The 22055-nt window shown below is 74.0% G+C and carries 19 protein-coding genes; 14 read left to right on the top strand and 5 right to left on the bottom strand.

The genetic code is table 11. The features are described from left to right. The first annotated feature begins 681 nt into the window (after nt 1-681). From L6E17_RS30835 to L6E17_RS02875, 3 genes are all read left to right on the top strand, one after another. Nucleotides 682-1107, top strand: a complete 426-nt coding sequence (locus L6E17_RS30835; RefSeq protein ID WP_308315813.1) for a hypothetical protein — start codon at nt 682-684, stop codon at nt 1105-1107. Continuing rightward, complete coding sequence (gene mycP / locus L6E17_RS02880; protein WP_236239182.1) at nt 998-2428, top strand: type VII secretion-associated serine protease mycosin; 1431 nt, start codon at nt 998-1000, stop codon at nt 2426-2428. The genes L6E17_RS30835 and mycP overlap by 110 nt, the downstream gene beginning before the upstream one ends. 256 nt (nt 2429-2684) lie before the next feature. Beyond that, a complete protein-coding gene (locus tag L6E17_RS02875; protein ID WP_236239181.1) occupies nt 2685-3437 on the top strand; it encodes an SseB family protein in 753 nt (250 codons plus the stop codon). A gap of 80 nt (nt 3438-3517) precedes the next feature. On the opposite strand, the gene L6E17_RS02870 is transcribed toward L6E17_RS02875, so the two are convergent. Continuing rightward, a complete protein-coding gene (locus L6E17_RS02870; protein WP_236239180.1) occupies nt 3518-3880 on the bottom strand; it encodes a DUF1844 domain-containing protein in 363 nt (120 codons plus the stop codon). 376 nt (nt 3881-4256) lie between these two features. Here L6E17_RS02870 and infC point away from each other — a divergent pair, with 376 nt between their 5' ends. The 10 genes from infC (at nt 4257) to L6E17_RS02820 (ending at nt 15725) form a co-directional block, all read left to right on the top strand. Beyond that, nucleotides 4257-4916: a translation initiation factor IF-3 gene (infC, locus tag L6E17_RS02865; RefSeq protein ID WP_236239619.1), complete on the top strand. Its 660-nt coding sequence runs from the start codon at nt 4257-4259 to the stop codon at nt 4914-4916. 115 nt (nt 4917-5031) lie between these two features. Continuing rightward, nucleotides 5032-5226: a 50S ribosomal protein L35 gene (gene rpmI, locus L6E17_RS02860; RefSeq protein ID WP_010476245.1), complete on the top strand. Its 195-nt coding sequence runs from the start codon at nt 5032-5034 to the stop codon at nt 5224-5226. A 98-nt stretch (nt 5227-5324) separates the two neighbouring features. After that, nucleotides 5325-5711 carry a 50S ribosomal protein L20 gene (gene rplT, locus L6E17_RS02855; protein WP_071267962.1) on the top strand — a complete coding sequence of 129 codons (387 nt, stop codon included), beginning with the start codon at nt 5325-5327 and terminating at the stop codon, nt 5709-5711. A gap of 142 nt (nt 5712-5853) precedes the next feature. Next, the gene (locus L6E17_RS02850) at nt 5854-6711 is read left to right on the top strand and encodes an RNA methyltransferase (RefSeq protein WP_236239179.1); all 858 of its coding nucleotides are present in this window, start codon (nt 5854-5856) and stop codon (nt 6709-6711) included. Nucleotides 6712-6765: 54 nt separating this feature from the next. Next, on the top strand, nt 6766-7923 hold the full coding sequence (locus L6E17_RS02845; RefSeq protein WP_236239178.1) for an ATP-binding protein: 1158 nt from the start codon (nt 6766-6768) through the stop codon (nt 7921-7923). A 161-nt stretch (nt 7924-8084) separates the two neighbouring features. Then, complete coding sequence (pheS, locus tag L6E17_RS02840; RefSeq protein WP_236239177.1) at nt 8085-9212, top strand: phenylalanine--tRNA ligase subunit alpha; 1128 nt, start codon at nt 8085-8087, stop codon at nt 9210-9212. Then, complete coding sequence (pheT, locus tag L6E17_RS02835; RefSeq protein WP_236239176.1) at nt 9212-11749, top strand: phenylalanine--tRNA ligase subunit beta; 2538 nt, start codon at nt 9212-9214, stop codon at nt 11747-11749. The genes pheS and pheT overlap by 1 nt, the downstream gene beginning before the upstream one ends. 679 nt (nt 11750-12428) lie before the next feature. After that, on the top strand, nt 12429-13484 hold the full coding sequence (locus tag L6E17_RS02830) for a PP2C family protein-serine/threonine phosphatase (protein WP_236239175.1): 1056 nt from the start codon (nt 12429-12431) through the stop codon (nt 13482-13484). 318 nt (nt 13485-13802) lie between these two features. Beyond that, nucleotides 13803-15143, top strand: a complete 1341-nt coding sequence (locus L6E17_RS02825) for a transcriptional regulator (protein ID WP_236239174.1) — start codon at nt 13803-13805, stop codon at nt 15141-15143. A gap of 51 nt (nt 15144-15194) precedes the next feature. Beyond that, nucleotides 15195-15725 carry an NUDIX hydrolase gene (locus L6E17_RS02820; RefSeq protein ID WP_236239173.1) on the top strand — a complete coding sequence of 177 codons (531 nt, stop codon included), beginning with the start codon at nt 15195-15197 and terminating at the stop codon, nt 15723-15725. Nucleotides 15726-15911: 186 nt separating this feature from the next. On the opposite strand, the gene L6E17_RS02815 is transcribed toward L6E17_RS02820, so the two are convergent. From L6E17_RS02815 to L6E17_RS02805, 3 genes are all read right to left on the bottom strand, one after another. Beyond that, complete coding sequence (locus tag L6E17_RS02815) at nt 15912-17234, bottom strand: SPFH domain-containing protein (RefSeq protein WP_236239172.1); 1323 nt, start codon at nt 17232-17234, stop codon at nt 15912-15914. After that, nucleotides 17231-18754: an SPFH domain-containing protein gene (locus tag L6E17_RS02810; RefSeq protein ID WP_374108996.1), complete on the bottom strand. Its 1524-nt coding sequence runs from the start codon at nt 18752-18754 to the stop codon at nt 17231-17233. Before L6E17_RS02810 ends, L6E17_RS02815 begins: the two co-directional genes overlap by 4 nt. Before the next feature lie 570 nt (nt 18755-19324). Next, nucleotides 19325-20185, bottom strand: coding sequence for a 3-hydroxybutyryl-CoA dehydrogenase (locus L6E17_RS02805; RefSeq protein WP_071265792.1), 861 nt, complete (start codon nt 20183-20185; stop codon nt 19325-19327). A 240-nt stretch (nt 20186-20425) separates the two neighbouring features. On the opposite strand from L6E17_RS02805, the gene L6E17_RS02800 reads away from it, so the two are divergent. After that, nucleotides 20426-21754 (top strand): glycoside hydrolase family 10 protein, encoded by a 1329-nt coding sequence (locus L6E17_RS02800; RefSeq protein WP_236239170.1) that lies wholly within the window; start codon nt 20426-20428, stop codon nt 21752-21754. On the opposite strand, the gene L6E17_RS02795 is transcribed toward L6E17_RS02800, so the two are convergent. Then, nucleotides 21751-21945 (bottom strand): DUF1918 domain-containing protein, encoded by a 195-nt coding sequence (locus tag L6E17_RS02795; RefSeq protein WP_071265794.1) that lies wholly within the window; start codon nt 21943-21945, stop codon nt 21751-21753. The genes L6E17_RS02800 and L6E17_RS02795 overlap by 4 nt on opposite strands. Nucleotides 21946-22055: the final 110 nt, after the last annotated feature.

Below are 22055 nucleotides of genomic sequence, written 5' to 3'. Positions count from 1 at the left end.
AGCCGGCCCCGCCCCCGCGCCAGGCCCCCGCGCCCGCCGGCACATCGTCCACCGGCACATCGTCCGCGGGCACATCGTCCGCGGGCACATCGTCCACGGGGGCGCACCCCCGGCTGGCCGGCCGGCCCCGTACGACCCGCAGGCCGCGTCCGTGCCCCGCCAGGGGCCGGGGCCTCGCCGTGGGCGCCGCCGCGTCCGTACGCCGCCGGGCCGCCCGCGTACCCCGCCACCGGGAGGTACGGCCTGGCCGGCAGCGCAGGGCCCTGGGCGGCGCCTCCGGAGGCGGCCGCGGAGACGACCACACCGCTGCGGCCCGTCCGCGCCCGCTCCACGGGCCGCACCGTCGCGGCCGTCGGCTGCCTGCTGCTCGGCCTGGGGCTCGTCGCCGGGGCCGCCGCCGGGGCGTGGCTCACCCGCGACCCGGACGCCCGAGCCGTCCGCACGCCCTACACCGAGACCCCGGCCCTCTGGCACAGCACACCCGTCGACACCCTCTTCCCGCGCACTCTCGAAGGTGACGGCGCGGGGCCCGGAGGGGCCGACCGCACCTGGGCCCGGATCGCCGTCGCCCCGGACGCCGCCTGCGCCGACGCCCTGCGGCCAGGCCTCGCCGAGGCCCTGCGGCCCGCCGGCTGCCTGCGGGTCCTGCGCGCCACGTACACCGACGCCACGGCCTCCAGCGTGACCACCGTCGGCATGGTCTTCACGGACACCGACACCGCCGGGATGACCGCGCTCCACGACCGCTTCACCGAAGGCGGCCTGGACCGGCGTCCCGAGCTCATACCGCCGGCCCTCCCCGCGCCCGGGACGGCCGCGGCCGGTTTCGGCGACGCCCAGCGGGCCAGCTGGCACATCGACGTCCTCACCGAGGTCCCCGTGGTCGTCTACGCCGTCTCCGGCTTCGCCGACGGCCGGCCCGTCACCGATCCCCGCCCCGCCCGCGAAGCCACGGCCAAAGGCCAGACCAGCGTCGCCGCCCAGGCCGGTCTGGGCCATGACGCGGCCGGCGTCGCCGCCCGCGTCGAGGACGGGCTGCGCCGCGCCGTCGCCGAAGCCGTCGAGGGACCCCGGGCGACCCCCGAGGCGACGAAGGAGGCCCGCTGATGCGCCCCGCCGCCCGACCAGCCCCCTCGCCGCCCGCGCGGGCGCCCCCACCGCCGCAGCCCGTCCCGCCGCCGAGGCAGACGCCGACGCCCGCGCGCGCCGCCGCGGTGGCACCCGCGCTCTCCGGCCCCGGGCCCCCGGCTCCCCGCGCCGCAAGCGGGCCGCCCGTACCGTCCTCGCCGCGCTGACCGCCACGGTCTTCGCCGTCCTCCCGGCCGCCCCCGCCCACGCCGACGGCATCCGCGCCCAGCAGTGGGGCATCGAGGCCCTCAACACCGAACGGGCCTGGCAGACCACCCGCGGCGCGGGCGTGACCGTCGCCGTCCTCGACACCGGCGTCGACGACACCCACCCCGACCTCGCCGGGAACGTCCTGCCCGGCAAGGACCTCATCGGCTTCGGCGCCGGGCGCGGCGACCGCGCCTGGGCCCGGCACGGCACCGCCATGGCCGGCATCATCGCCGCCCACGGGCACGGATACGGCAACGGCGACGGGGTCATCGGCGTCGCGCCCGAAGCGAAGATCCTGCCCGTCCGCGTCATCCTCGAAGGCAGCGACAAAGCCCGCGCCCGCGCCCGGCACACCCGCGGCAACGCCCTCGCGGACGGCATCCGCTGGGCCGCCGACCAGGGCGCCGACGTGATCAACCTCTCACTCGGCGACGACAGCGAGTCCGCCCACCCCGAGCCCGCCGAGGACGCGGCCGTCCAGTACGCCCTGTCCAAGGGCGCCGTCGTCGTCGCCTCCGCGGGCAACGGCGGGGAGAAGGGCGACCGCGTTTCGTACCCGGCCGCCTATCCCGGGGTGATCGCCGTCACCGCGGTCGACCGGTACGGCGCCCGCGCCTCCTTCTCCACCCGCCGCTGGTACGCCACCGTGAGCGCGCCCGGCAAGGAAGTGGTCATCGCGGACCCCGACCGCAAGTACTACGAGGGATGGGGCACCAGCGCCGCCGCGGCCTTCGTCTCCGGCGCCGTCGCGCTCGTCCGCTCCGCCCACCCCGACCTCGGTCCCGCGCAGGTCAGGAAGCTCCTCATCGACACCGCACGCGACCGCCCCGACGGCGGCCGCAGCGACGCCAAGGGGTACGGGATGGTCGACCCGGCCGCCGCGATCGCCGCCGCCTCGGAGCACCGCCCCGCCGACCCCAAGGCGGCCTCCACCGGCTACCGCGGCCTCTACTTCGGCCCCGGACCCCGGCCGGAGCCCGCCGAGGAGGAGACCCCCGCGGACCTGCTGCCCCTGTCCGTGGGCGGCGCCGGGCTCCTGCTCGTCACCGTCTCCGCCGTCCTCTGGAGCACCGGCCGCCGCCCCCGCTGAGCCCGCGGCAGACGGCCCCCGCCATCGGACGCCCCCCAGACGCCCCCATCGGACGGCCTGTGCTGTCAGACGGCCCCCTCTCTGATGCCTCCGCTGTCAGACGGCCTCCCCGTCAGATGCCTCCGCTGTCAGGCGGCCTCCGCCCCTCCAGCCGCCGCGAGCCGAGCCGCCGCCCGCTGCCGGGGCCCGGTCTGCGGGCCGCCCGGCCCCGCCACCGGCGTGCGGCGCGCCGCACGGGCCCGGATAGGCTCGGCACGTGGCGCTCAAGAACATCCCGGACCCCGGTTTCTCCGACGACGACGGCTCCGCCGACCCCCGGCTCAGCGAGGCCCTCGCGGCCTGGGCCGCGGACCGCACCGCCGAACCCCGCGTGCTGGAGGCCCTCCAGAAGGCCCGGCTGCTCGTCCCCGTCGTCGCCGTCCTCGGCGAGGCCGAGGTGGACGCGAACGGCCTGCGCCGCGAGAAGACCAGCGACATGGCCGTGCCCACGCTCGTCGCCGGAGACCGCCGGGCGCTGCCCGCGTTCACCTCCACCGACGCCCTGAGCCGCTGGGACCCGGCCGCCCGCCCCGTCGCCGTGCCGCTGCACCAGGCGCTGCAGGCCGTCGCCCACGAGAAGGCCGACACCCTCGTGCTCGACATGGCGGGGCCCGTCCCGTTCGAGATCACCGGGCGCGCCCTGCTGGCCCTGGCCGAGGGCCGCGCCGGCACCGACCCGCTCACCGACCCGGCCGTCGCCCAGGCCGTACGGGCCGCGGTGGCCGCCGAGCCGGCCGTGCTGCGCGCCGTCCTCGTCCGCGGCGGCGGCGCGGACGGCACCCTCGCCCTCGTCCTGGAGCCCGGCACCCCGCCCGCGCCGGCCGCCCGCCGCGTCGCCGAGGCGCTGGCGGGAGACGACACGCTGAGGGCCCGCCTGGTGCGGGGTCTGGACCTGGCACTGCTGCCGGCGGAGGCCACCGTTCCGGGCGAGCCCGTGTACGTCAGGGAGAAGGGGCGGACGGAGGAGTAAGGGGGAGGAGGCCGCACCGGCCCGGCGGGCACGGGAGCGAACGCACCGGGCGGGAGAGGCGCGAGCGGCCGCGCCGCCGCTCAGCCGTACACGGGCCCCGTGTACTTCTCGCCCGGCCCCTGGCCCGGCTCGTCCGGAACGATCGACGCCTCGCGGAACGCCAGCTGCAGCGACTTCAGGCCGTCCCGCAGCGGCGCCGCGTGGAACGAGCTGATCTCCGTGGTGCCCGCGTCGAGCAGGCCTGCCAGGGCGTGCACGAGCTTGCGGGCCTCGTCCAGGTCCTTGTACTTGTCGCCGTCCTCGGTGAGCCCGAGCTTCACCGCGGCCGCGCTCATCAGGTTGACCGCGACCGTGACGATCACCTCGACTGCCGGGACCTCCGCGATGTCGCGGGTCATGTCGTTGAAGTCGGGGGAGGCCGGGCTCGGCGTGGCGTCACTCATGCCCCCACGATAGGCGGTCCGCGCAGGCAGGGCCGCGCCCGCCCGATTGGGCCCGCCCCGGAGAAGCTGCTAGCCTGGAGTGACGACCGGCCGGAACCACTGCGCTCCGGCCCACAAGTGGAGGCTCCGAACTCCCACCTGACCGCCCCGAGGGGCGGCGGGTCACCGGTCAGGCGGCGCCCATCGTTCCGTACGGACGATGGAGTCGCCCGAAGACAGCGCCCCGCGGTTGGCCCGTGCGGTGCTCCGGTAATCCCAGGAGCCCCGCCTGTGTCCCGTCCGGGGCATTTTTCATGCGCCGGCGCGGTTGGTCTGAGGAAACAGACGTTACGCGTCCGTCCGCCAGGCGGTCGCGTGGTGCTACCGAGGAGGATCCATCAGCGCCGAGCCCCGCATCAACGAGCGGATTCGTGTTCCCGAGGTGCGACTTGTCGGTCCCAGCGGCGAGCAGGTCGGGATCGTCCCGCTTGCCAAGGCCCTGGAGCTTGCCCAGGAGTACGACCTGGACCTGGTCGAGGTCGCGGCGAACGCCCGTCCGCCGGTGTGCAAGCTCATGGACTACGGGAAGTTCAAGTACGAGTCGGCCATGAAGGCCCGTGAGGCGCGCAAGAACCAGGCGCACACGGTCATCAAGGAGATGAAGCTCCGGCCGAAGATCGACCCGCACGACTACGACACCAAGAAGGGTCACGTCGTCCGGTTCCTCAAGCAGGGCGACAAGGTCAAGATCACGATCATGTTCCGTGGTCGTGAGCAGTCCCGCCCCGAGCTGGGCTACCGACTGCTCCAGCGGCTCGCCGAGGACGTCCAGGAGCTCGGCTTCGTGGAGTCGAACCCGAAGCAGGACGGCCGCAACATGATCATGGTCCTCGGTCCGCACAAGAAGAAGACCGAGGCCATGGCCGAGGCCCGCGAGGCGCAGGCCGCCCGCAAGGCGGAGCGCCAGGGCCAGTCCGCCCAGGCGGAGGAGCCCGTCCAGGCGGAGCAGCCCGCTCAGGCGGAGCAGCCCGCTCAGGCGGAGCAGCCCGCCGAATAGCCGCAAGGCGGCGTCCCGGGCACCCGCCCAGGACGCGAAACCGATCCATCTGACGCTCCCGCGTGCCGGTCCCCGGACCGGCTGGGAGCGCCACTGACGAGGAGATAACGGCGCTATGCCGAAGAACAAGACGCACAGCGGTGCCAAGAAGCGCTTCAAGATCACCGGCTCCGGCAAGGTGCTCCGTGAGCGTGCCGGCAAGCGCCACCTGCTCGAGCACAAGTCGTCCAAGCTGACGCGCCGCCTCACTGGCAACGCCGAGATGGCCCCGGGTGACAGCGCCAAGATCAAGAAGATGCTGGGCATCTGAGCCCTGTCGTCGTCTGATCCCCACCCGCGAAAAGCCGGGACCCAATCGTTTCCGGGCCGTGTGAGCACCCCCACGGCCCCGCTACAAGGAGTTAACAAGTGGCACGCGTCAAGCGCGCAGTGAACGCCCACAAGAAGCGCCGTGCGATCCTGGAGCAGGCCAGCGGCTACCGCGGCCAGCGCTCCCGCCTGTACCGCAAGGCCAAGGAGCAGGTCACCCACTCGCTGGTCTACAACTACAACGACCGCAAGAAGCGCAAGGGCGACTTCCGTCAGCTGTGGATCCAGCGCATCAACGCCGCCGCCCGCGCCAACGGCATCACCTACAACCGCTTCATCCAGGGTCTGAAGGCCGCGAACATCGAGGTCGACCGCAAGATCCTGGCCGAGCTCGCGGTCAACGACGCCAACGCGTTCGCCGCCCTCGTCGAGGTCGCCCAGAAGGCCCTCCCGAGCGACGTCAACGCCCCGAAGGCCGCCGCCTGATCCCCCAGGCCACCGTTCCTTCCGACCGGACCCGCAGGCCGTGCGCCTGCGGGTCCGGCGCGTTGTCCCGCGCACGCCGCGCCGCCCGCCGCACGGGGGCACCGCACGACGTGTCCGTACGAGAAGAGAGCCGCCGAGCACCATGGGCACCCCCGAGCTGATCTCCCCGCGTTCCCCGCGCGTCGTCGCCGCACGGCGGCTCGCCAAGCGCGCCTTCCGGGGCAAGGAGCGCCGCTTCCTCGCCGAGGGCCCGCAGGCCGTCCGGGAGGCCGCCGCCCACCGCGGCCCCGACGGTGCGCCGACGCTGCTCGAACTCTTCACCACCACCGAGGCCGCCGCCCGGCACGCCGACATCGTCGACGCGGCCCGCGCCACCGGCGCCCGCGTCCACCACGCCTCCGACGCGGTCATCGCCGAGCTCTCGCAGACCGTCACCCCGCAGGGCCTCGTCGGCGTCTGCCGGTTCCTCGACTCCCCGTTCGACGACATCCTCGCCGCCCGGCCCCGGCTCGTCGCCGTCCTCGCTCACGTACGCGACCCCGGGAACGCCGGCACCGTGCTGCGCTGCGCCGACGCGGCGGGCGCCGACGCCGTCGTCCTCACCGACGCCTCCGTCGACCTCTACAACCCCAAATCCGTACGGGCCTCCGTCGGATCCCTCTTCCACCTGCCCGTCGCCGTGGGCGTCCCCGTCCGGCAGGCCGTCGCCGGCCTCCGGGACGCCGGAGCACGGGTGCTCGCCGCCGACGGCGCCGGACAGGACGACCTCGACGCCGAACTCGACGCCGGCAGCATGGGCGGGCCCACCGCCTGGATCTTCGGCAACGAGGCATGGGGCCTGCCCGAGGAGACCCGGGCCCTCGCCGACGCCGTCGTCCGCGTGCCGATCCACGGGAAGGCCGAGAGCCTGAACCTCGCGACGGCCGCCGCCGTATGCCTCTACGCATCCGCCCGTGCGCAGCGCGCTGCCGGAGGGTGCCGCTCCGTCACCTCCACCTAGTAGGGTGGCGGGCTCGGGGGCCCGTCGCGCAGCACTGAGGGGTGGGGTACGGGGATGACGCTCGGTACGGGCAGGCACGCGGAGCGCCGGGCCGCTTTAGAGGACGCCGACGCGCCGCACGCGCCCCGCGCCCGGGACGCCGGACCCGGCACGCCCCACGGCGACCCCGACGAGCTGCCCGACGGACTGGTCGTCGCCGACGCCCACGGGCGGATCGTCTGCTTCAACCGCCAGGCCTCCCGCCTCACCTCCCTGCCCGGCGCCCGGGCCCTCGGCGCGCCCCTGGAGGAGGCGCTGCCGCTGGAGGACCTGAAGGGCCGCCGCTGGTGGGCGCTCACCGACCCGTACGGCGGCCTCGCCATCCGCACCGGCCAGCCCGAGCGGAACCTGCTGCTGCCGGGCGGCCGCGAGGTGCTCGTCGCCGCCCGGTACGTGCGGGCCCGGCCCCTCGGCCCGGTCAGCCGCGTCGTCGTCACCCTGCGCGGCACCGAGGCCCGGCGCCGCACCGAGCGCAGCCACGCCGAGCTGATCGCGACCGTGGCGCACGAACTGCGCTCCCCGCTGACCTCCGTCAAGGGCTTCACCGCCACGCTGCTGGCCAAGTGGGACCGCTTCACCGACGACCAGAAGCGGCTGATGCTGGAGACCGTCGACGCCGACGCCAACCGGGTCACCCGGCTGATCACCGAACTGCTCGACATCTCCCGCATCGACTCCGGCCGCCTGGAGGTCCGCCGCCAGCCCGTGGACCTCGCCGCCGCCGTCGGCCGCCACATCCAGGGGCACACGGCGCGCGGACAGTCCCCCGACCGCTTCTTCGTCCGCGTCCGCCGCCCGCTGCCCGACCTGTGGGCCGACCCCGACAAGGTCGACCAGGTCCTCGGCAACCTTCTCGAAAACGCGGTGCGCCACGGCGAGGGAACCGTCACTATCGAAGTGGCCCCCACCGGCCCCGACGACGACGAGAAAGGAACGGCGGTCACCGTGAGCGACGAAGGCCCCGGCATCCCCGAGGAGTCCATGGGCCGCGTCTTCACCCGGTTCTGGCGCGGCAGCACGCGCGGCGGCACCGGTCTCGGCCTGTACATCGTCAAGGGCATCGTCGAGGCGCACGGCGGCACGATCACCGTCGGCCGCGGCCCGTCCGGCGGCGCGGAGTTCCGATTTACGCTGCCCGTGGGGGCACCGGCGTACGTCACCCAGGGCTTCTAGCAGCTCGCCGTACACCGTCCACACTGCGGGACGACCACCGCCCCGCCCCCCACGGGCTCAGCCAGGCCCGCACCACCCCGTTAGACTCGACCTTTGGCACCTTTGCGTCCTCGGTCGTCGAGCGGGGGCCCCAGCCAGCCCATTCGGAAGCACGGGAAGACATGTCGGCACCCAACAAGTCGTACGACCCAGTCGAGGTCGAGGCACTGAAACCGGAAGAGATCGAGCGCATGCGGGACGAGGCGCTCGCCGCGTTCGCCGCCGCAGGCGACCTCGACGCGCTCGCCCATGCGAAGGTGGCGCACACGGGCGGCACCTCGCCGCTCGCGCTCGCCAACCGGGAGATCGGCGCACTGCCGCCGCACGCCAAGGCGGAGGCCGGCAAACGCGTCGGCCAGGCCCGCGGCGCCGTCGCCAAGGCGCTGGCCGCCCGCCAGGCCGAGCTGGAGGCGGAGCGGGACGCACGCGTGCTGGTCGAGGAGGCGGTGGACGTCACCCTCCCCTACGACCGCACCCCGGCCGGCGCACGCCACCCGCTGACCACCCTCATGGAGCGCGTCGCGGACGTCTTCGTCTCCATGGGCTACGAGGTCGCGGAGGGCCCCGAGGTCGAGGCGGAGTGGTTCAACTTCGACGCCCTCAACTTCGTCCCGGACCACCCGGCACGCCAGATGCAGGACACGTTCTTCGTACGGGGCCCCGAAGGGACCCGGGGCGACGGGTCCGGCATCGTGCTGCGCACCCACACCTCGCCGGTGCAGGCGCGGGTGCTCGTCGACCGCGAGCCGCCCGTCTACGTCGTGTGCCCCGGCCGCGTGTACCGCACCGACGAGCTCGACGCCACGCACACCCCGGTCTTCCACCAGATCGAGCTGCTCGCCGTCGACGAGGGCCTCACCATGGCCGACCTCAAGGGCACCCTCGACCACATGGTCCAGGCGCTCTTCGGCCCGGACATGAAGACCCGGCTGCGCCCGAACTTCTTCCCCTTCACCGAGCCGTCCGCCGAGATGGACATGCTCTGCTACGTGTGCCGCGGCGGGTCCGTCGGCAACCCGGACCGGCCCTGCCGCACCTGCGGCAGCGAGGGCTGGATCGAGCTCGGCGGCTGCGGCATGGTCAACCCCAAGGTGCTCGTCGCCTGCGGTGTCGACCCGGAGAAGTACAGCGGCTTCGCCTTCGGGTTCGGCATCGAGCGGATGCTGATGTTCCGCCACAACGTCGAAGACATGCGAGACATGGTCGAGGGTGACGTCCGGTTCACCCGGCCGTTCGGGATGGAGATCTGATGCGGGTCCCGCTTTCGTGGCTGCGGGAGTACGTCGACCTGCCGGCGACGGAGACCGGCCGCGACGTACAGGCCAAACTGGTGTCGGCGGGTCTGGAGGTCGAGACCGTCGAGCAGCTCGGCGCCGGCCTGACCGGCCCCCTCGTCGTGGGCCGGGTGCTCACCATCGAGGAGCTCACCGAGTTCAAGAAGCCGATCCGCTTCTGCACCGTCGACGTGGGCCAGGCCAACGGCACCGGCGAGCCGCAGGAGATCATCTGCGGCGCCCGCAACTTCGCGGAGGGCGACAAGGTCGTCGTCGCCCTCCCCGGCGCCGTGCTGCCCGGCGACTTCCGCATCGCCGAGCGCAAGACCTACGGCCGGGTCTCCCGCGGCATGATCTGCTCCAGCGACGAGCTGGGCATGGGCGACGACGGCACCAAGGGCATCATCGTCCTGCCGCCGGAGCACGAGGTCGGCACCGACGCGACCGCGCTGCTTGAGCTGTACGACGAGGTCCTCGACATCGCCGTCACCCCCGACCGCGGCTACTGCCTGTCGATGCGCGGCGTCGCCCGCGAGGCCGCCATCGCGTACGGGCTGCCGCTGCGCGACCCGGCGCTGCTCGACGTGCCCGCGCCCAACTCGTACGGCTACCCGGTCCAGGTCGCCGACCCGGTCGGCTGCTCCCGCTTCACCGCGCGCACCGTCGTCGGCATCGACCCCGAGGCGCGCTCCCCGATCTGGCTGCAGCGCCGCCTCCAGAAGGCCGGCATGCGCCCGATCTCGCTCGCCGTCGACATCACCAACTACGTGATGCTGGAGCTGGGCCAGCCGCTGCACGCCTACGACCGCGGCCGCCTCGACGGCCCGATCGGGGTGCGCCGCGCCGAGCCCGGCGAGAAGATCACCACCCTCGACGGCACCGCCCGGGTCCTCGACCCGGCCGACCTGGTCATCACCGACAACCGCGGGCCCATCGGCATCGCGGGCGTCATGGGCGGCGCCAACACCGAGATCGCCGACGCCGCTGTGCCTGATTCCCCTGGGTCGACCGGCCAGGTCCAGGGCACCACCGAGGTGGTCATCGAGGCGGCGCACTTCGACGCCATCTCCATCGCCCGCACGGCCCGCCGCCACAAGCTGTCCTCCGAGGCGTCCCGCCGCTTCGAGCGCGGCGTCGACCCGCAGGCCGCCGCCGCTGCCGCGCAGCGCACCGTCGACCTGCTGGTCCTCCTCGCGGGCGGCACCGCCGAGGCGGGCGTGACCGAGGTCATCGCGCCGAGCGCCCCGCGCACGATCGCGATGCACGCCGACCACCCCGACCGGGTCGCCGGCGTGCACTACGGCCGCGAGACCGTCGTCCGCCGCCTCCAGGAAGTCGGCTGCGACGTCTACGGGCAGGACGAACTCGTCGTCACCGTCCCGTCCTGGCGGCCCGACCTGAACGAGCCGAACGACCTCGCGGAGGAGGTCATCCGGCTGGAGGGCTACGAGAACCTGCCCTCCACGCTGCCGAAGCCCCCGGCGGGCCGCGGCCTCACCGAGCGCCAGCGCACCCACCGCCGGGTGGGCCGCGTCCTGGCCGGAGCCGGCTACGTCGAGGCGCTGAACTACCCGTTCATCGGCGAGCAGGCCCTCGACCAGCTCGACATCCCGGCGGACGACCCGTCCCGCCGGCTCGTCACGCTCGTCAACCCGCTCTCCGACGAGGAGCCGGCGCTGCGATCCACGCTGCTGCCGGGCCTCCTCGGCGCCCTGCGCCGCAACGACGGCCGCGGCAGCCACGACCTGGCGCTCTTCGAGACCGGTCTGGTCTTCCGCACCCCCGCGGAGTCGGGCGTCGCGGTGCGGCTCACCGTGGAGCGCCGCCCGTCCGACGCGGAGCTGGAGGGACTGAACGCGGTGCTGCCGCAGCAGCCGCGGCACGTCGCCGTCGTCCTCGCCGGGGCGCGCGAGCAGGCCGGCTGGTGGGGCGAGGGCCGCCCCGCCGACTGGGCCGACGCGGTCGAGGCCGCCCGGCTCGTGGCCCGCGAGGCCGGAGCCGAGCTGCTCGTCCGCCAGGGCCAGTACGGGCCGTGGCATCCGGGCCGCTGCGCCGAGCTGGCCGTCGTGGCCGACGGCACCGAGCAGGTCGTGGGCCACGCGGGCGAGCTGCACCCGCGCGTGGTCAAGGCGCTCGGCCTGCCGGCCCGCACCTGCGCCATGGAGATGAACCTCGACCTCGTCGAGCGGGCCTCCGCCGGTGCCGTCAAGGCGCCGCGGATCTCCTCCTTCCCGGTCGCCACGCAGGACGTCGCCCTCGTGGTCGACACCGCCGTGCCGGCCGCCGACGTGGAGCGGGTGCTCCGCGAGGGCGCGGGCGAACTGCTGGAGTCCATCCGGCTGTTCGACACCTTCACCGGTGAGCAGATCGGCGCGGGCAAGAAGTCCCTGGCGTACGCCCTGCGGTTCCGCGCCGCGGACCGCACGCTGACCGTCGAGGAGGCCACGGCCGCCCGCGACGCCGCGGTGGCGCTGGCCGCCGAGCGGACCGGCGCGGTGCTGCGCGGCGCCTGACGCCCACGGCATGGAAAGGGGCGCGTCCGGGACCACCGGGCGCGCCCCTTCCACATGGCCGGTCCGGCATCCCGGGGGCGCGCCCTCCCGTACGGACCGGCCCTGCACCGCCGGGGCGCTCTCCTCCGTAGGGACCGCCCGGCACCGCCGGGCGCGCTGCGTCCGCACGACCGGCTCGGCATCGCCCGGGGCGCCCTCTTCCGTAGGGACCGCCCTGGCATCGCCGGGCACACGCCGCGTCCGCGTGGCCACCCTGGTGTTGCCGGGGGTGCTCTTTTCCGCGTGGTCGGCCTGGTGTTGCCGAGGGCGCCCCCCTCCGCGTGCCGGCTCGGCGTCGCCGGGGGTGCTCTCCATGGTCGCCCCGGCATCGCCGGGCCCGCCGCTTCCTGCGGCTGCCGTCGCATCCCCGGGGGCGTCCTTCAGACCTGGCATGTGCGGTCGGCATCGGCCTGGCTGCCTCCGCGCCCCAGGGGCGTCCCCCTCCGCATGGCCGGCTCAGGAGCCCCGGGGCGCCCCGGCCGCGGGCCCGGCTCGCGGCGGCCGCGCCCGGCGGGCCCGACCCCCTACCGGACATATCACTCATCCGGGTGAGATGTCCGGTGGATGTTCCCGCGTGTCCCGGGAGGCTCGGCAGAATCGACCCGACCGCGACCATGGGGCCTGAAGAAGGGCGGTCCGCATGATCCGTAGAAGGCCCTGGTGGCCCCGGGCGCGCAGACTCGCCCCGCTCGCCCTGCCCATGCTGTGGGGGCTCACCGCCATCGCCTGGAAGCTGACCTGCCCCCTGGCGCAGCGCGACGACCTCGCCACCCGGGCCGCCACCAGCGCCGTCTTCTTCGCCGTCGGCACCATCCTGGTCCTGGGCGCCTGCCGCAGCCTGTACCGGGAACTGCGCCAGCTGCAGGCCGTCGCCCAGGCCGCCCAGCAGGTCCTGCTGCGCCCCCTGCCGCCCTGCCTCGACGGGCTGTCGGTCGCCGCCGCGCAGATCTCCGCCGTCCGGGGCGCGTCCGTGGGCGGCGACCTCTACGAGGCGGTGACCACACCGTACGGGGTGCGGATCATCATCGGGGACGTGCGCGGCCACGGGCTCTCCGCCCTCGGCGCCGTCGCGGCCGTGCTCGGCAGCTTCCGTGAGGCGGCCCACGAGGAGCCGGGGCTGGGCGGGGTGCTGCGCCGCCTCGACAGGGCACTGCAGCGGTACGTGGGGGAGCGGCCGGGGGACGGCGGCGCCGAGGCGCCCGAGGAGTTCGTGACCGTCCTGCTGCTCGACATCCGCCGCAGCGGCGAACTCCTCATCCTCAACTGCGGCCATCCCCGGCCCTACCGGCTCGGCTGCCAGAGCGTGGAGCCCCTGGGCGTCGGTGATCCGCTGCCCCCGCTGGGCGCGTTCCCGCTGCCGGAGACGCTGCCCGTGCGGCGCTGCGCGCGGCTGCTGGCCGACGAGTCGCTGTTCCTGTACACCGACGGGGCCGCGGAGGCCCGGGACACGGCGGGGAGGTTCTTCCCGCTGGAGGACGTCCTGGCAGCGGCCGTACGGGCGGCGCCGCAGACACCCGCCGCACTCGTCCAGCACGTGCACCGCGCCCTGCTCGCCCATGGAGGGGGACGCCTTCAGGACGACGCGGCCCTCGTCGCCGTACGCAACGACCGGCTGCGCCCCCCGTGCACGCGGGTGCCGGCGCAGTCCCCTGAGCCGGGACTGCGCCGCCGACGGCCCGCACCCTCCTCTCGATAGCGGCTGGACCGGACGGTGCGGCCGGTGCCGCCCGTCCCACCTCGGTGTGTCGGGCAGGTCGGTGGGACGGACGGCGCTCCGGCGGGCCGCCGTACTGTACGAGGGGGAGCCGGCGACCCTGCCGCCTCCTGAGAGGCCACCAGTCAACCGCGCCCCACCACGCGGCGGTAGCGCGCACGCGGCGCGGGCACGGGTGCTGCGTTCACACCCCGTGCGAAACGTCGACCGCCCACGCCCCCGGGTTGTCCACAGGCGGTTCCCGCACGCGCCCGCTCCACTACGCTGGGCGCACCCGAGGCACGGCACCGGAGGGCATCCATGCAGCCCAACACCCTGCTCGACGCGCTGCTGGACGAGGCGGGCATGTCACACGCGGGCCTGGCCGCCCGCGTGAACCAGGCCGGCAGGTCCAGAGGTCTCGCCCTGCGGTACGAACACACCGCCGTGGCGCGCTGGTTGAAGGGCCAGCGGCCCCGCGGCCAGGTGCCGGACCTGATCTGCGAGGTGCTCGGCGCGCGGCTGCGCCGCCCGGTCACCCTGGACGACATCGGGTTCGGTGTGGCGGGCGACTTCGCCGTGGCGCACGGCACACCGCTGGCCGGGTTCGTGGAGCGCGCCACCGCTCTGTGGCGGTCCGACGAGCAGCAGCGCCCCCACCTGCTGGGCGCGCCCGCGGTGACCGGCACCCCGGCCGTGATGCCCGTCTGGGAGTGGGAGAACCCGCCGGAGGACGCCGACGTGTCGCGGGACGGCCACACGCGCGTCACCCCGGACGACATAGAGATGCTGAGGGCGGCCCGGGCCCACTACGAGCAGATGTACCGCAAGGCCGGCGGGGTCGCCACCCGCAGCCGGATCGTCGGCTTCCTCACCATGGCGGCCGCGCCGCTGCTGCGCGGCTCCTACAACGACGCGCTGGGGCGGCAGTTGCACCGGGCGGCGGGCGGCCTGGTGGCGGTCGCCGGCATCTGCGCGTACGACTCCGACGCGCACGGACTGGCCCAGCGCTACTTCCACCAGGCGCTGCGGCTGGCGAAGGCCAGCGGGGACCGGGGACTCGGTGCGTACGTGATCGCGCTGCTGGTCAACCAGTCGCTGTTCACCGGTGAGTTCCGGCAGGCCGTGGCGTTCGCGGAGGCCGCGCTGCGGGCGGCGGACCGGCAGATCACCCCGGCGCTCGCCGCCGACCTGCACGCCATGCAGGCCAAGGCGTACGCCCACCTCGGCGACGGCGCCGCGGCCGTGCGCTGCATCCGGCAGGCGGAGGCGGCGGCCGAGCGGATCCGCCCGGGCCGCGAGCCGGACGAGACCGGATACGTGCAGCCCGGACTCGTCAACGTCCAGGTAGCCGAGGCCCTGCTCAGTCTGGGTGATCTCGCCGGAGCGCGGGAGAACGCCGCCGCCGCGGTGCGGACCCCGGCGCACGACCGGGGCCGGGTGCACCGGCTGGCCATCCTCAGCCAGATCCAACTCCGGCAGGGTGAGGCGGAGCTGGCCGCGTGCACGGCGGCCGAGATGGCGGAGCGGGCCCGCGGAATGGAGTCGCGGCGGCTCCGCGACCGGCTCCGGGAGGTGCGGGAGCGGCTGGCGGCGAGCGGCTGCGGCGACGCGGGAAGGGCAGCAGAGTTGATCGACGCGGCGCTGCGCGTTCCTCTCTGAGAGGCCACCTGCTGCGATATTGCCACCTACAAGCCGGAAGGTGGCAGAACAGTGCAGTGGACGAACCTAAGCGAAAAAACTGTGTATGAGAACCGCTGGTTCAAGGTCAACCTGGCGGATGTGGCCCTTCCCGACGGCCGCCGGCTCGACCACTTCCTCATCCGGCTGCGCCCCGTCGCCGTCGCCACCGTCGTCAACGAGGCCGACGAGGTCCTGCTGCTCTGGCGGCACCGCTTCATCACGGACACCTGGGGATGGGAGCTCGCCGCGGGCGTCGTCGAGGACGGCGAGACACCCGAGGCCGCGGCGGCGCGGGAGATGGAGGAGGAGACGGGCTGGCGCCCCGGCCCGCTCCGCCACCTGCTCACCGTCGAGCCGTCCAACGGCCTCACCGACGCACGCCACCACCTCTACTGGACGGAGGAGGCCGTCTGCGTCGGCGAGCCCCGGGACGCCTTCGAGTCCACCCGCCGCGCCTGGATACCGCTCAAACTCGTCCCCGACATGATCGCCCGGGGCGAGGTCCCCGCCGCCAACATGGCAGCCGGGCTGCTGATGCTGCACCACCTGCGGCTCGGCTGAGCACGGCGGAGGGGGCGGACCCCGGGCCCGCCCCCTCCTGCGCCCACCCGCCGGCGCCCGCCGGGCACCCGGCCGACCGACCGGCCTCCCGACCGGCCTCCCGACCGACCGACCGGCCCGTCGGCCTCACGGCCTCACGGCCTCACGGCCTCACGGCCCACCGGTCACCGGCAGTCAGGCGTCGGGTCAGTCGCCGTGCCCCGCCCCTTCGGAGCGCGCCGCGCCCTCGACGCGGGGCAGCAGCGGAGCGGTCTTCGGCAGCAACTGCGCCGTCAGCAGCGTCGACAGCGCCGACGTGTCACCGCCGCCCGGCCCGTCGGTACGGACCACCACCGGCTGCGGCGCGTTCGTCGCGAGCTCCGCGCCCACCTCCAGCCGGCGCAGCGCCAACTCGTACTGGAGCACCGCCCGGTTGTCCCGGTACGCCTGGGCCAGTGCCCGCTGCGCCCGCGCCTCGTTCTCCGCCGCGATCAGGCCGCTGCGGCCGCGCGTCTCGATCTCGAACCGCACCTTCTGCGCATCGGTCTCCTGCTCCTCCAGCAGCTGCGCCACCGCCTCCCGCGCCCGGTTCAGCGCCGCCTTCACCTCGACGATGCGCGCGTCCCGCACCTTCTTCGCCCGCTCGATGTCCATCTGCAGGCTGTCGATCCGGCGCTTGCGGATCAGCCCCCACTCCTGGTCGTACGCCGTGCGCTCCTTCGCGACCCGCTCCCGGGTCGCCAGGTGCTGCTGGTACTGGGTGGGCAGCTGCACGTCCGGGATGTTGCAGCCGGTGATCCGCACCCCGTACCGGGACAGCTGGCGGTTCAGCAGGTCCTGCATGTCCGCGACGTCCGAGCCCCGCAGGTCGTAGGCCCGCTCGGTGCGCATCCTGCGGGCCCGCTGGCGGATGGCGTCCTGCACGGCGGCCGACAGCACCAGGTCGAAGTTGCCCGCGCCGATGGTCCGCACGAACAGCAGGGCGTCCGTGATGCGGAACTTCAGGAAGAACTCGATGGAGCGCAGGGGTACGTTCTCCTGCGTCGGGCAGGCCATGACAGGCGCCGAGTACGGGATCTCCGTCGCCGTGTCCACCACGAACTCGACCCGCGCCCACGGGTGCCACAGGTAGTGGCGCCCGGCCTCCAGCGTGCGGGTGTAGGCGCCGTAGTGGGTCAGGATGCCGTGGGTGCCCTGCTCGATCTCCACGATCGACGAGCGCCACCACCACAGTCCGCCGACCACCAGCAGCAGCGCCCCCACGGTGTACGCGACCCCCGCCAGCACCCCGTACGCCAGCTCGCCCACCGTCCCGGAGCCGCCGGCCTCCACCGACAGCATCACACCGGTGAGCAGGGTGAACACGCCCACCCACAGCGGCAGCATCCACCACAGGCGGCGGCGGGAGCGCGGGATGATGACCGGGATCAGCGTGCCCGCCTCACCGCCCCGCAGCAGCTGCGCGATGTCGCTCCACGGGGCGACGGCCTCCGCGATGACCGACCGGTTGCTCGTGCGTGCCGCGCTCACAGCCCCGCCTCCTCGTCCTGCTCCTGCGCCTCTCCCGCCGGGGAGCCGTCCCCGGTCGCGAAGCCCGCCCGCGCGCCGTCCGCGGCCGCGGCCTCACCCTGCACGGCGGGGACCGTCGGCCGCTCCGCCTCCAGCAGGGCGTGGATCTCCGGGGTGCGCTCCGCGATCCGCTCCGCCACCTCGGCGAGCCGGGCCCGCATGGCCGCCATGTCGTCCGGTGTGAACAGCTCCGCGCCGCGCTCCCCGATCAGCTCGCGGGCCAGCAGCAGGAAGTCCACGCCCGCCGCCTCCGACGGATCGCCGGACCCGCCGATCCGCACGAGCTGCGGCAGGTGGTCCGCCACCTGCTCCAGGGTGTCCAGCACCCGCTGCTGGTAGCGGTACTCCAGGATCTCCGGCGCCTCGGCGGCCGTCATCGCCCGGATGTCCAGCGCCTGCGCCTCCAGCAGCGCCGCGTTCGCCTTCGCCTCGGACTCGGCCTGCACGTAGCGCTGGCGGGCCAGCGCCTGCGCCCGGTTGGTCTCGCGTTCGACGGCGGTGTCCATCTGCGCCTGGTAGCTGGCGATGTCCGCCTGGATCGCCGACAGCGTCTCCTGCCGGCTCGCGAGCTCCTTGGCGAGGTCGCCCTCGTCCTGCTCCTTGCGCAGCTGGAGCGCGTACTCGTGGGTGTACGCCTCCTTCGCCACCCGCACCATCTCCGGGGCCGCCAGGTCCATCCGGTAGCCCTGGTCCGACGGCTCGGCGTGGATGATGTTGGCGTTGGTCAGCTCCACCGCGGGCTGGAACTGCTGGTTCAGCGCCTCCAGCAGCCGGCCGGTGTCCTCGCCGACCATGTCGTAGATACCCGCGGCCTCCTGCTCGTAGATCAGCGCCCGGATCGTCTCGCTGACGGCGTTGGCCAGCTTCTCCTCGAAACCGCGCACGGCCCCCAGCGTGTACACGAACTCGGTCGGGTCGTTGATCCGGAACTGGATGAACAGGTCGATGGACGCCTTCACCCCGCCCTTCGTCGGCGCCTCCCGCACCGGGGCGTTGAAGGGGTACTCCCGGGTGGTGTTGAGGATGTACGACACCCGCTTCCACGGGCTGATCAGGATCACCCGGCCCGGCCCGACGACCTTCTCCAGCTTGCCGAAGCGGGTGATCAGGGCCTGGCAGCCGTCCGGGACCATCACCATGCCCTGCCGCGCCCACACGAAGCACACGGCGAGCACGGAGATCAGCCAGTAGTGCCAGCCGAACAGCGGGTGCGCCAGCACCCCGCCGCCCGTCGCGGCCACGGCGGACGCGCCGACCACACCGACCACCAGCAGCAGCCCCACGGGCAGCATGCTCAGGAACGACCGGCCCTTCGGCATCACCATCGGGCAGATGACGTGCGTGGGCTGGCCGTCGGCCCGCTGCTGCTCACTGCGGTTGAGTGCCTGACCGGCCTCGTCGAGCGGCAACGTCTTCTGCGTCATCATCGTGGCGGTGCTGCCGCCCTGCTCCCGGGCCGCCGGGAAGTCCGCCGGGTCCATGCCCTCGTCCTGCGGCTCCTGCCGCTGTCCGGACGGGGATCCGGTGCCGGAGGCCGCCGCCCCCGCGCCGCCGCTCCCGGACGCGCCGAGGCGCCTGCGCGCCTCCGCCTCGGCGACCGACCGCGGATCGCCGCCCTCGGCCAGCGCCTGCGCGATCCTGCGTACGTTCTGGGTCCGCGACACCCTGCCCCCTTATCTTGCTCGGTTGTGCTGTTCCCCTGACGTGCCCTTCCACCCTGTCACGCGCGGCGGGCGGGCACACTGCCGGGGCACGGCAGTCTTCCCGCCTCCACAGCGCCGAACGGCGCGCGCAGGGGGCGCCCACCGGGTACGGAAGCGCCCCCGGCGGTCGCCGGGGGCGGATCGTCCGCCGGACGGCGGGACACGGGACACGGGGCCCTGGGCCCTGGCGGGGGCGCCCGGCGGCGGGGCCTCAGGAGTACGCGGTCCTCAGGCGTACGGGAGTGCTCACGCGTACGGCCCTCACCAGCCCACCCGCACGGCCCTCACCAGTACGGCCCTCAGGAGTACGGGGGTGCTCAGCAGTGCGGGTCCTTCGGAGCCCGGCCCTCAGGAGTAGGTGTAGAAGCCGGAGCCGGTCTTGCGGCCCAGGCGCCCCGCGTCGACCATGCGCTGCAGCAGCGGGGGAGCGGCGTACAGCGGCTCCTTGTACTCGCCGTACATGGAGTCGGCGATGGAGGCGATCGTGTCCAGGCCGATCAGGTCGGACAGCTTCAGCGGGCCCATCGGGTGGGCGCAGCCGAACTCCATGCCGTTGTCGATGTCCTCGCGGCTCGCGATGCCGGACTCGAACATGCGGATGGCGGAGAGGAGGTAGGGGACCAGCAGCGCGTTCACGACGAAGCCCGAGCGGTCCTGGGCGCGGATCGCGTGCTTGCCGAGCATCTTCTCGGCGAAGACCTGCGCCCGCTCCAGAGTGGTCTCGGACGTCGTCAGCGCCGGGATCAGCTCGACGAGCCGCTGCACGGGCGCCGGGTTGAAGAAGTGGATGCCGATGACCTGGTCGGGCCGGGAGGTCGCCACGGCCAGCTTCACCAGCGGGATGGAGGAGGTGTTCGACGCCAGGATCGCGTCCTGCCGGGTCACCACCTGGTCCAGGACCTGGAAGATCTCCGTCTTGACCTGCTCGTTCTCGACGACCGCCTCGATGACCAGATCACGGTCGGCGAACTCGCCGAGGTCGGTCGTGAAGCTCAGGCGGTCGAGGGTCGCGTCCCGCTCCTCGTCACTGATCTTGCCGCGCTGCGCGGCCTTGACGAGCGAGTTCTGCAGCCGGGTACGGCCGATCTCCAGCGCCTCCCCTGTGGTCTCGGCCACCATGACATCGAGGCCGCTGCGGGCGCACACCTCCGCGATGCCTGCGCCCATCTGACCGCAGCCCACCACTCCGACGCGTGCAATGTCGGCCATTGAGTCCGTCACCTCGTGCCTTTCGCTGAATCCGGCGGTGGCGGGCCCTCGTATGGTTCCGACGCGCCCGCCTCGACCCCCTGACGTTACTCCGTTCGTACGGACCCGGGAGGGGCGGGCGGCGCGGCGCGACACACGCCACATGCCGCAGAGCATCACAAACCCGGCGCGACCCGCGACACTGGCAGACGGCACGACGGCAGCCATGACGGCACGAACCACGGCAGGGACGGCAACGGCATGACGAACGGGCGCAGCAGCCACCCTCACCTCAGGCGGCGCGGTCTCATCGCGGGCGCGGCGGGGCTGGCCGCCACCCTCATGGTCGGCGGCGACCTGGCGGGCGCCGCCGGAGGGGGACGCGGCGGGCGGCACGGCGGCGACGGGGACGGCGGGCACCGGCAGGACGGCAAGGGCCGCGGCGGCAGGCGAACGCACGAGTTCCGCGGCATGTGGCTCGCCACGGTCACCAACCGCGACTGGCCGTCCCGGCCCGGTCTGCCGGCCGCCACGCAGCGTGACGAGCTGCGGGCCCTCCTCGACGAGGCCGTCGCCTGCCGCCTGAACGCGGTGATGCTCCAGGTCCGCCCCTGCGCCGACGCCCTGTGGCCGTCACCGTACGAGCCGTGGGCGGAGTGCCTGACCGGCACGCAGGGCAGGGACCCGGGCTGGGACCCGCTGGGCACCGCCGTGGCGGAGGCCCATGAGCGGGGCCTGGAACTGCACGCGTGGTTCAACCCGTACCGGGTCGCCATGCACGCCGACCGGTCGCGGCTGGCCGCCTCGCACCCGGTGCGCCGCAACCCGCACTGGGCGGTGCCGTACGGCGGGAAGCTGTACTACAACCCCGGGTTGCCGGAGGTCCGCCGGTTCGTCGAGGACGCGATGCTGGACGCGGTGCGCTCGTACGACGTCGACGCCGTCCACTTCGACGACTACTTCTACCCCTACCCGCTGGCCGGGCAGGTCTTCGACGACGACGCGGCGTACGCGGCGCACGGCGGGGACTTCCCCGACCGGGCGGCCTGGCGGCGCGACAACATCGACCTGCTCGTCCGCGAGATGTCCGAGCGCATCAAGAAGACCAAGCCGGACGTCCGCTTCGGCATCAGCCCCTTCGGCGTCTGGCGCAACAAGTCGACCGACCCGCGCGGCTCCGACACCCGCGCCCTGCAGACGTACGACGACCTGCACGCCGACACCTACACCTGGATCAAGAAGCGCTGGATCGACTACGTCGTGCCGCAGCTGTACTGGCACATCGGCAACAGCGCCGCCGACTACGCCGCGCTCGTCCCGTGGTGGAGCCAGGCCGTCCGCGGCACGGGCGTCCAGCTGTACGTGGGGGAGGCGCTCTACCGCGCCGGTGACCCCGCGCAGGGCGCGGCCTGGCAGGACCCCGCCGAGCTGTCCCGGCACCTCACCCTGGCCCGCGACCACGAAGAAGTCCTCGGCCACGCCTTCTTCGGCGCCCGCGACGTGGTGGAGGACCGGATCGGGGCGATGGCCAGGGTCGTCGCCGACCACTACCCGGCACCGGTCCGGCCGCCGCTCCGCGGAGCCTCCTAGAACTGCCCCTTGTGCCGTACGACGGCGTCGGGACCCGGGGACATCACGGCCTCGTGCCCGTCGTCGTCGAAACGCACGCGGTAGGGAGGGTGGCCGTTCTCGCCGAGCACCTCCACGATCTCGGCCGTGCGGTCGTGCTGACCGACCACCCTGCCGTGCACCAGCAGCCTGTCGCCTTTGGACGCTTCCATCGGGAGTGACCTCCTCGCACTGGATTTCCCTTTGGGGGCTATGGGGAGTCTACGTCCCGAAGTGTGCTCGATGTCACCTGAGGGCTGCCGCGCGAGTGCCCCCGCGAGCC

Source organism: Streptomyces sp. CC228A (genome assembly GCF_021390935.1).
Taxonomy (GTDB): domain Bacteria; phylum Actinomycetota; class Actinomycetes; order Streptomycetales; family Streptomycetaceae; genus Streptomyces.
The sequence above is the reverse complement of the archived record's forward strand: the minus strand, read 5'-3'. Positions and strand labels throughout refer to the sequence as shown.

Excerpts from the sequence above, each read along its gene's own strand:
- pheT (WP_236239176.1), top strand. The coding sequence starts at position 9,212 with ATGCGGGTCCCGCTTTCGTGGCTGCGGGAGTACGTCGACCTGCCGGCG.
- L6E17_RS02825 (WP_236239174.1), top strand. The coding sequence starts at position 13,803 with ATGCAGCCCAACACCCTGCTCGACGCGCTGCTGGACGAGGCGGGCATG.
- L6E17_RS02805 (WP_071265792.1), bottom strand. The coding sequence starts at position 20,185 with ATGGCCGACATTGCACGCGTCGGAGTGGTGGGCTGCGGTCAGATGGGC.
- L6E17_RS02795 (WP_071265794.1), bottom strand. The coding sequence starts at position 21,945 with ATGGAAGCGTCCAAAGGCGACAGGCTGCTGGTGCACGGCAGGGTGGTC.
- L6E17_RS02845 (WP_236239178.1), top strand. The coding sequence starts at position 6,766 with ATGACGCTCGGTACGGGCAGGCACGCGGAGCGCCGGGCCGCTTTAGAG.
- L6E17_RS02850 (WP_236239179.1), top strand. The coding sequence starts at position 5,854 with ATGGGCACCCCCGAGCTGATCTCCCCGCGTTCCCCGCGCGTCGTCGCC.
- mycP (WP_236239182.1), top strand. The coding sequence starts at position 998 with ATGACGCGGCCGGCGTCGCCGCCCGCGTCGAGGACGGGCTGCGCCGCG.
- rpmI (WP_010476245.1), top strand. The coding sequence starts at position 5,032 with ATGCCGAAGAACAAGACGCACAGCGGTGCCAAGAAGCGCTTCAAGATC.
- L6E17_RS02810 (WP_374108996.1), bottom strand. The coding sequence starts at position 18,754 with ATGGACCCGGCGGACTTCCCGGCGGCCCGGGAGCAGGGCGGCAGCACC.
- pheS (WP_236239177.1), top strand. The coding sequence starts at position 8,085 with ATGTCGGCACCCAACAAGTCGTACGACCCAGTCGAGGTCGAGGCACTG.
- L6E17_RS02870 (WP_236239180.1), bottom strand. The coding sequence starts at position 3,880 with ATGAGTGACGCCACGCCGAGCCCGGCCTCCCCCGACTTCAACGACATG.
- L6E17_RS02800 (WP_236239170.1), top strand. The coding sequence starts at position 20,426 with ATGACGAACGGGCGCAGCAGCCACCCTCACCTCAGGCGGCGCGGTCTC.
- L6E17_RS02830 (WP_236239175.1), top strand. The coding sequence starts at position 12,429 with ATGATCCGTAGAAGGCCCTGGTGGCCCCGGGCGCGCAGACTCGCCCCG.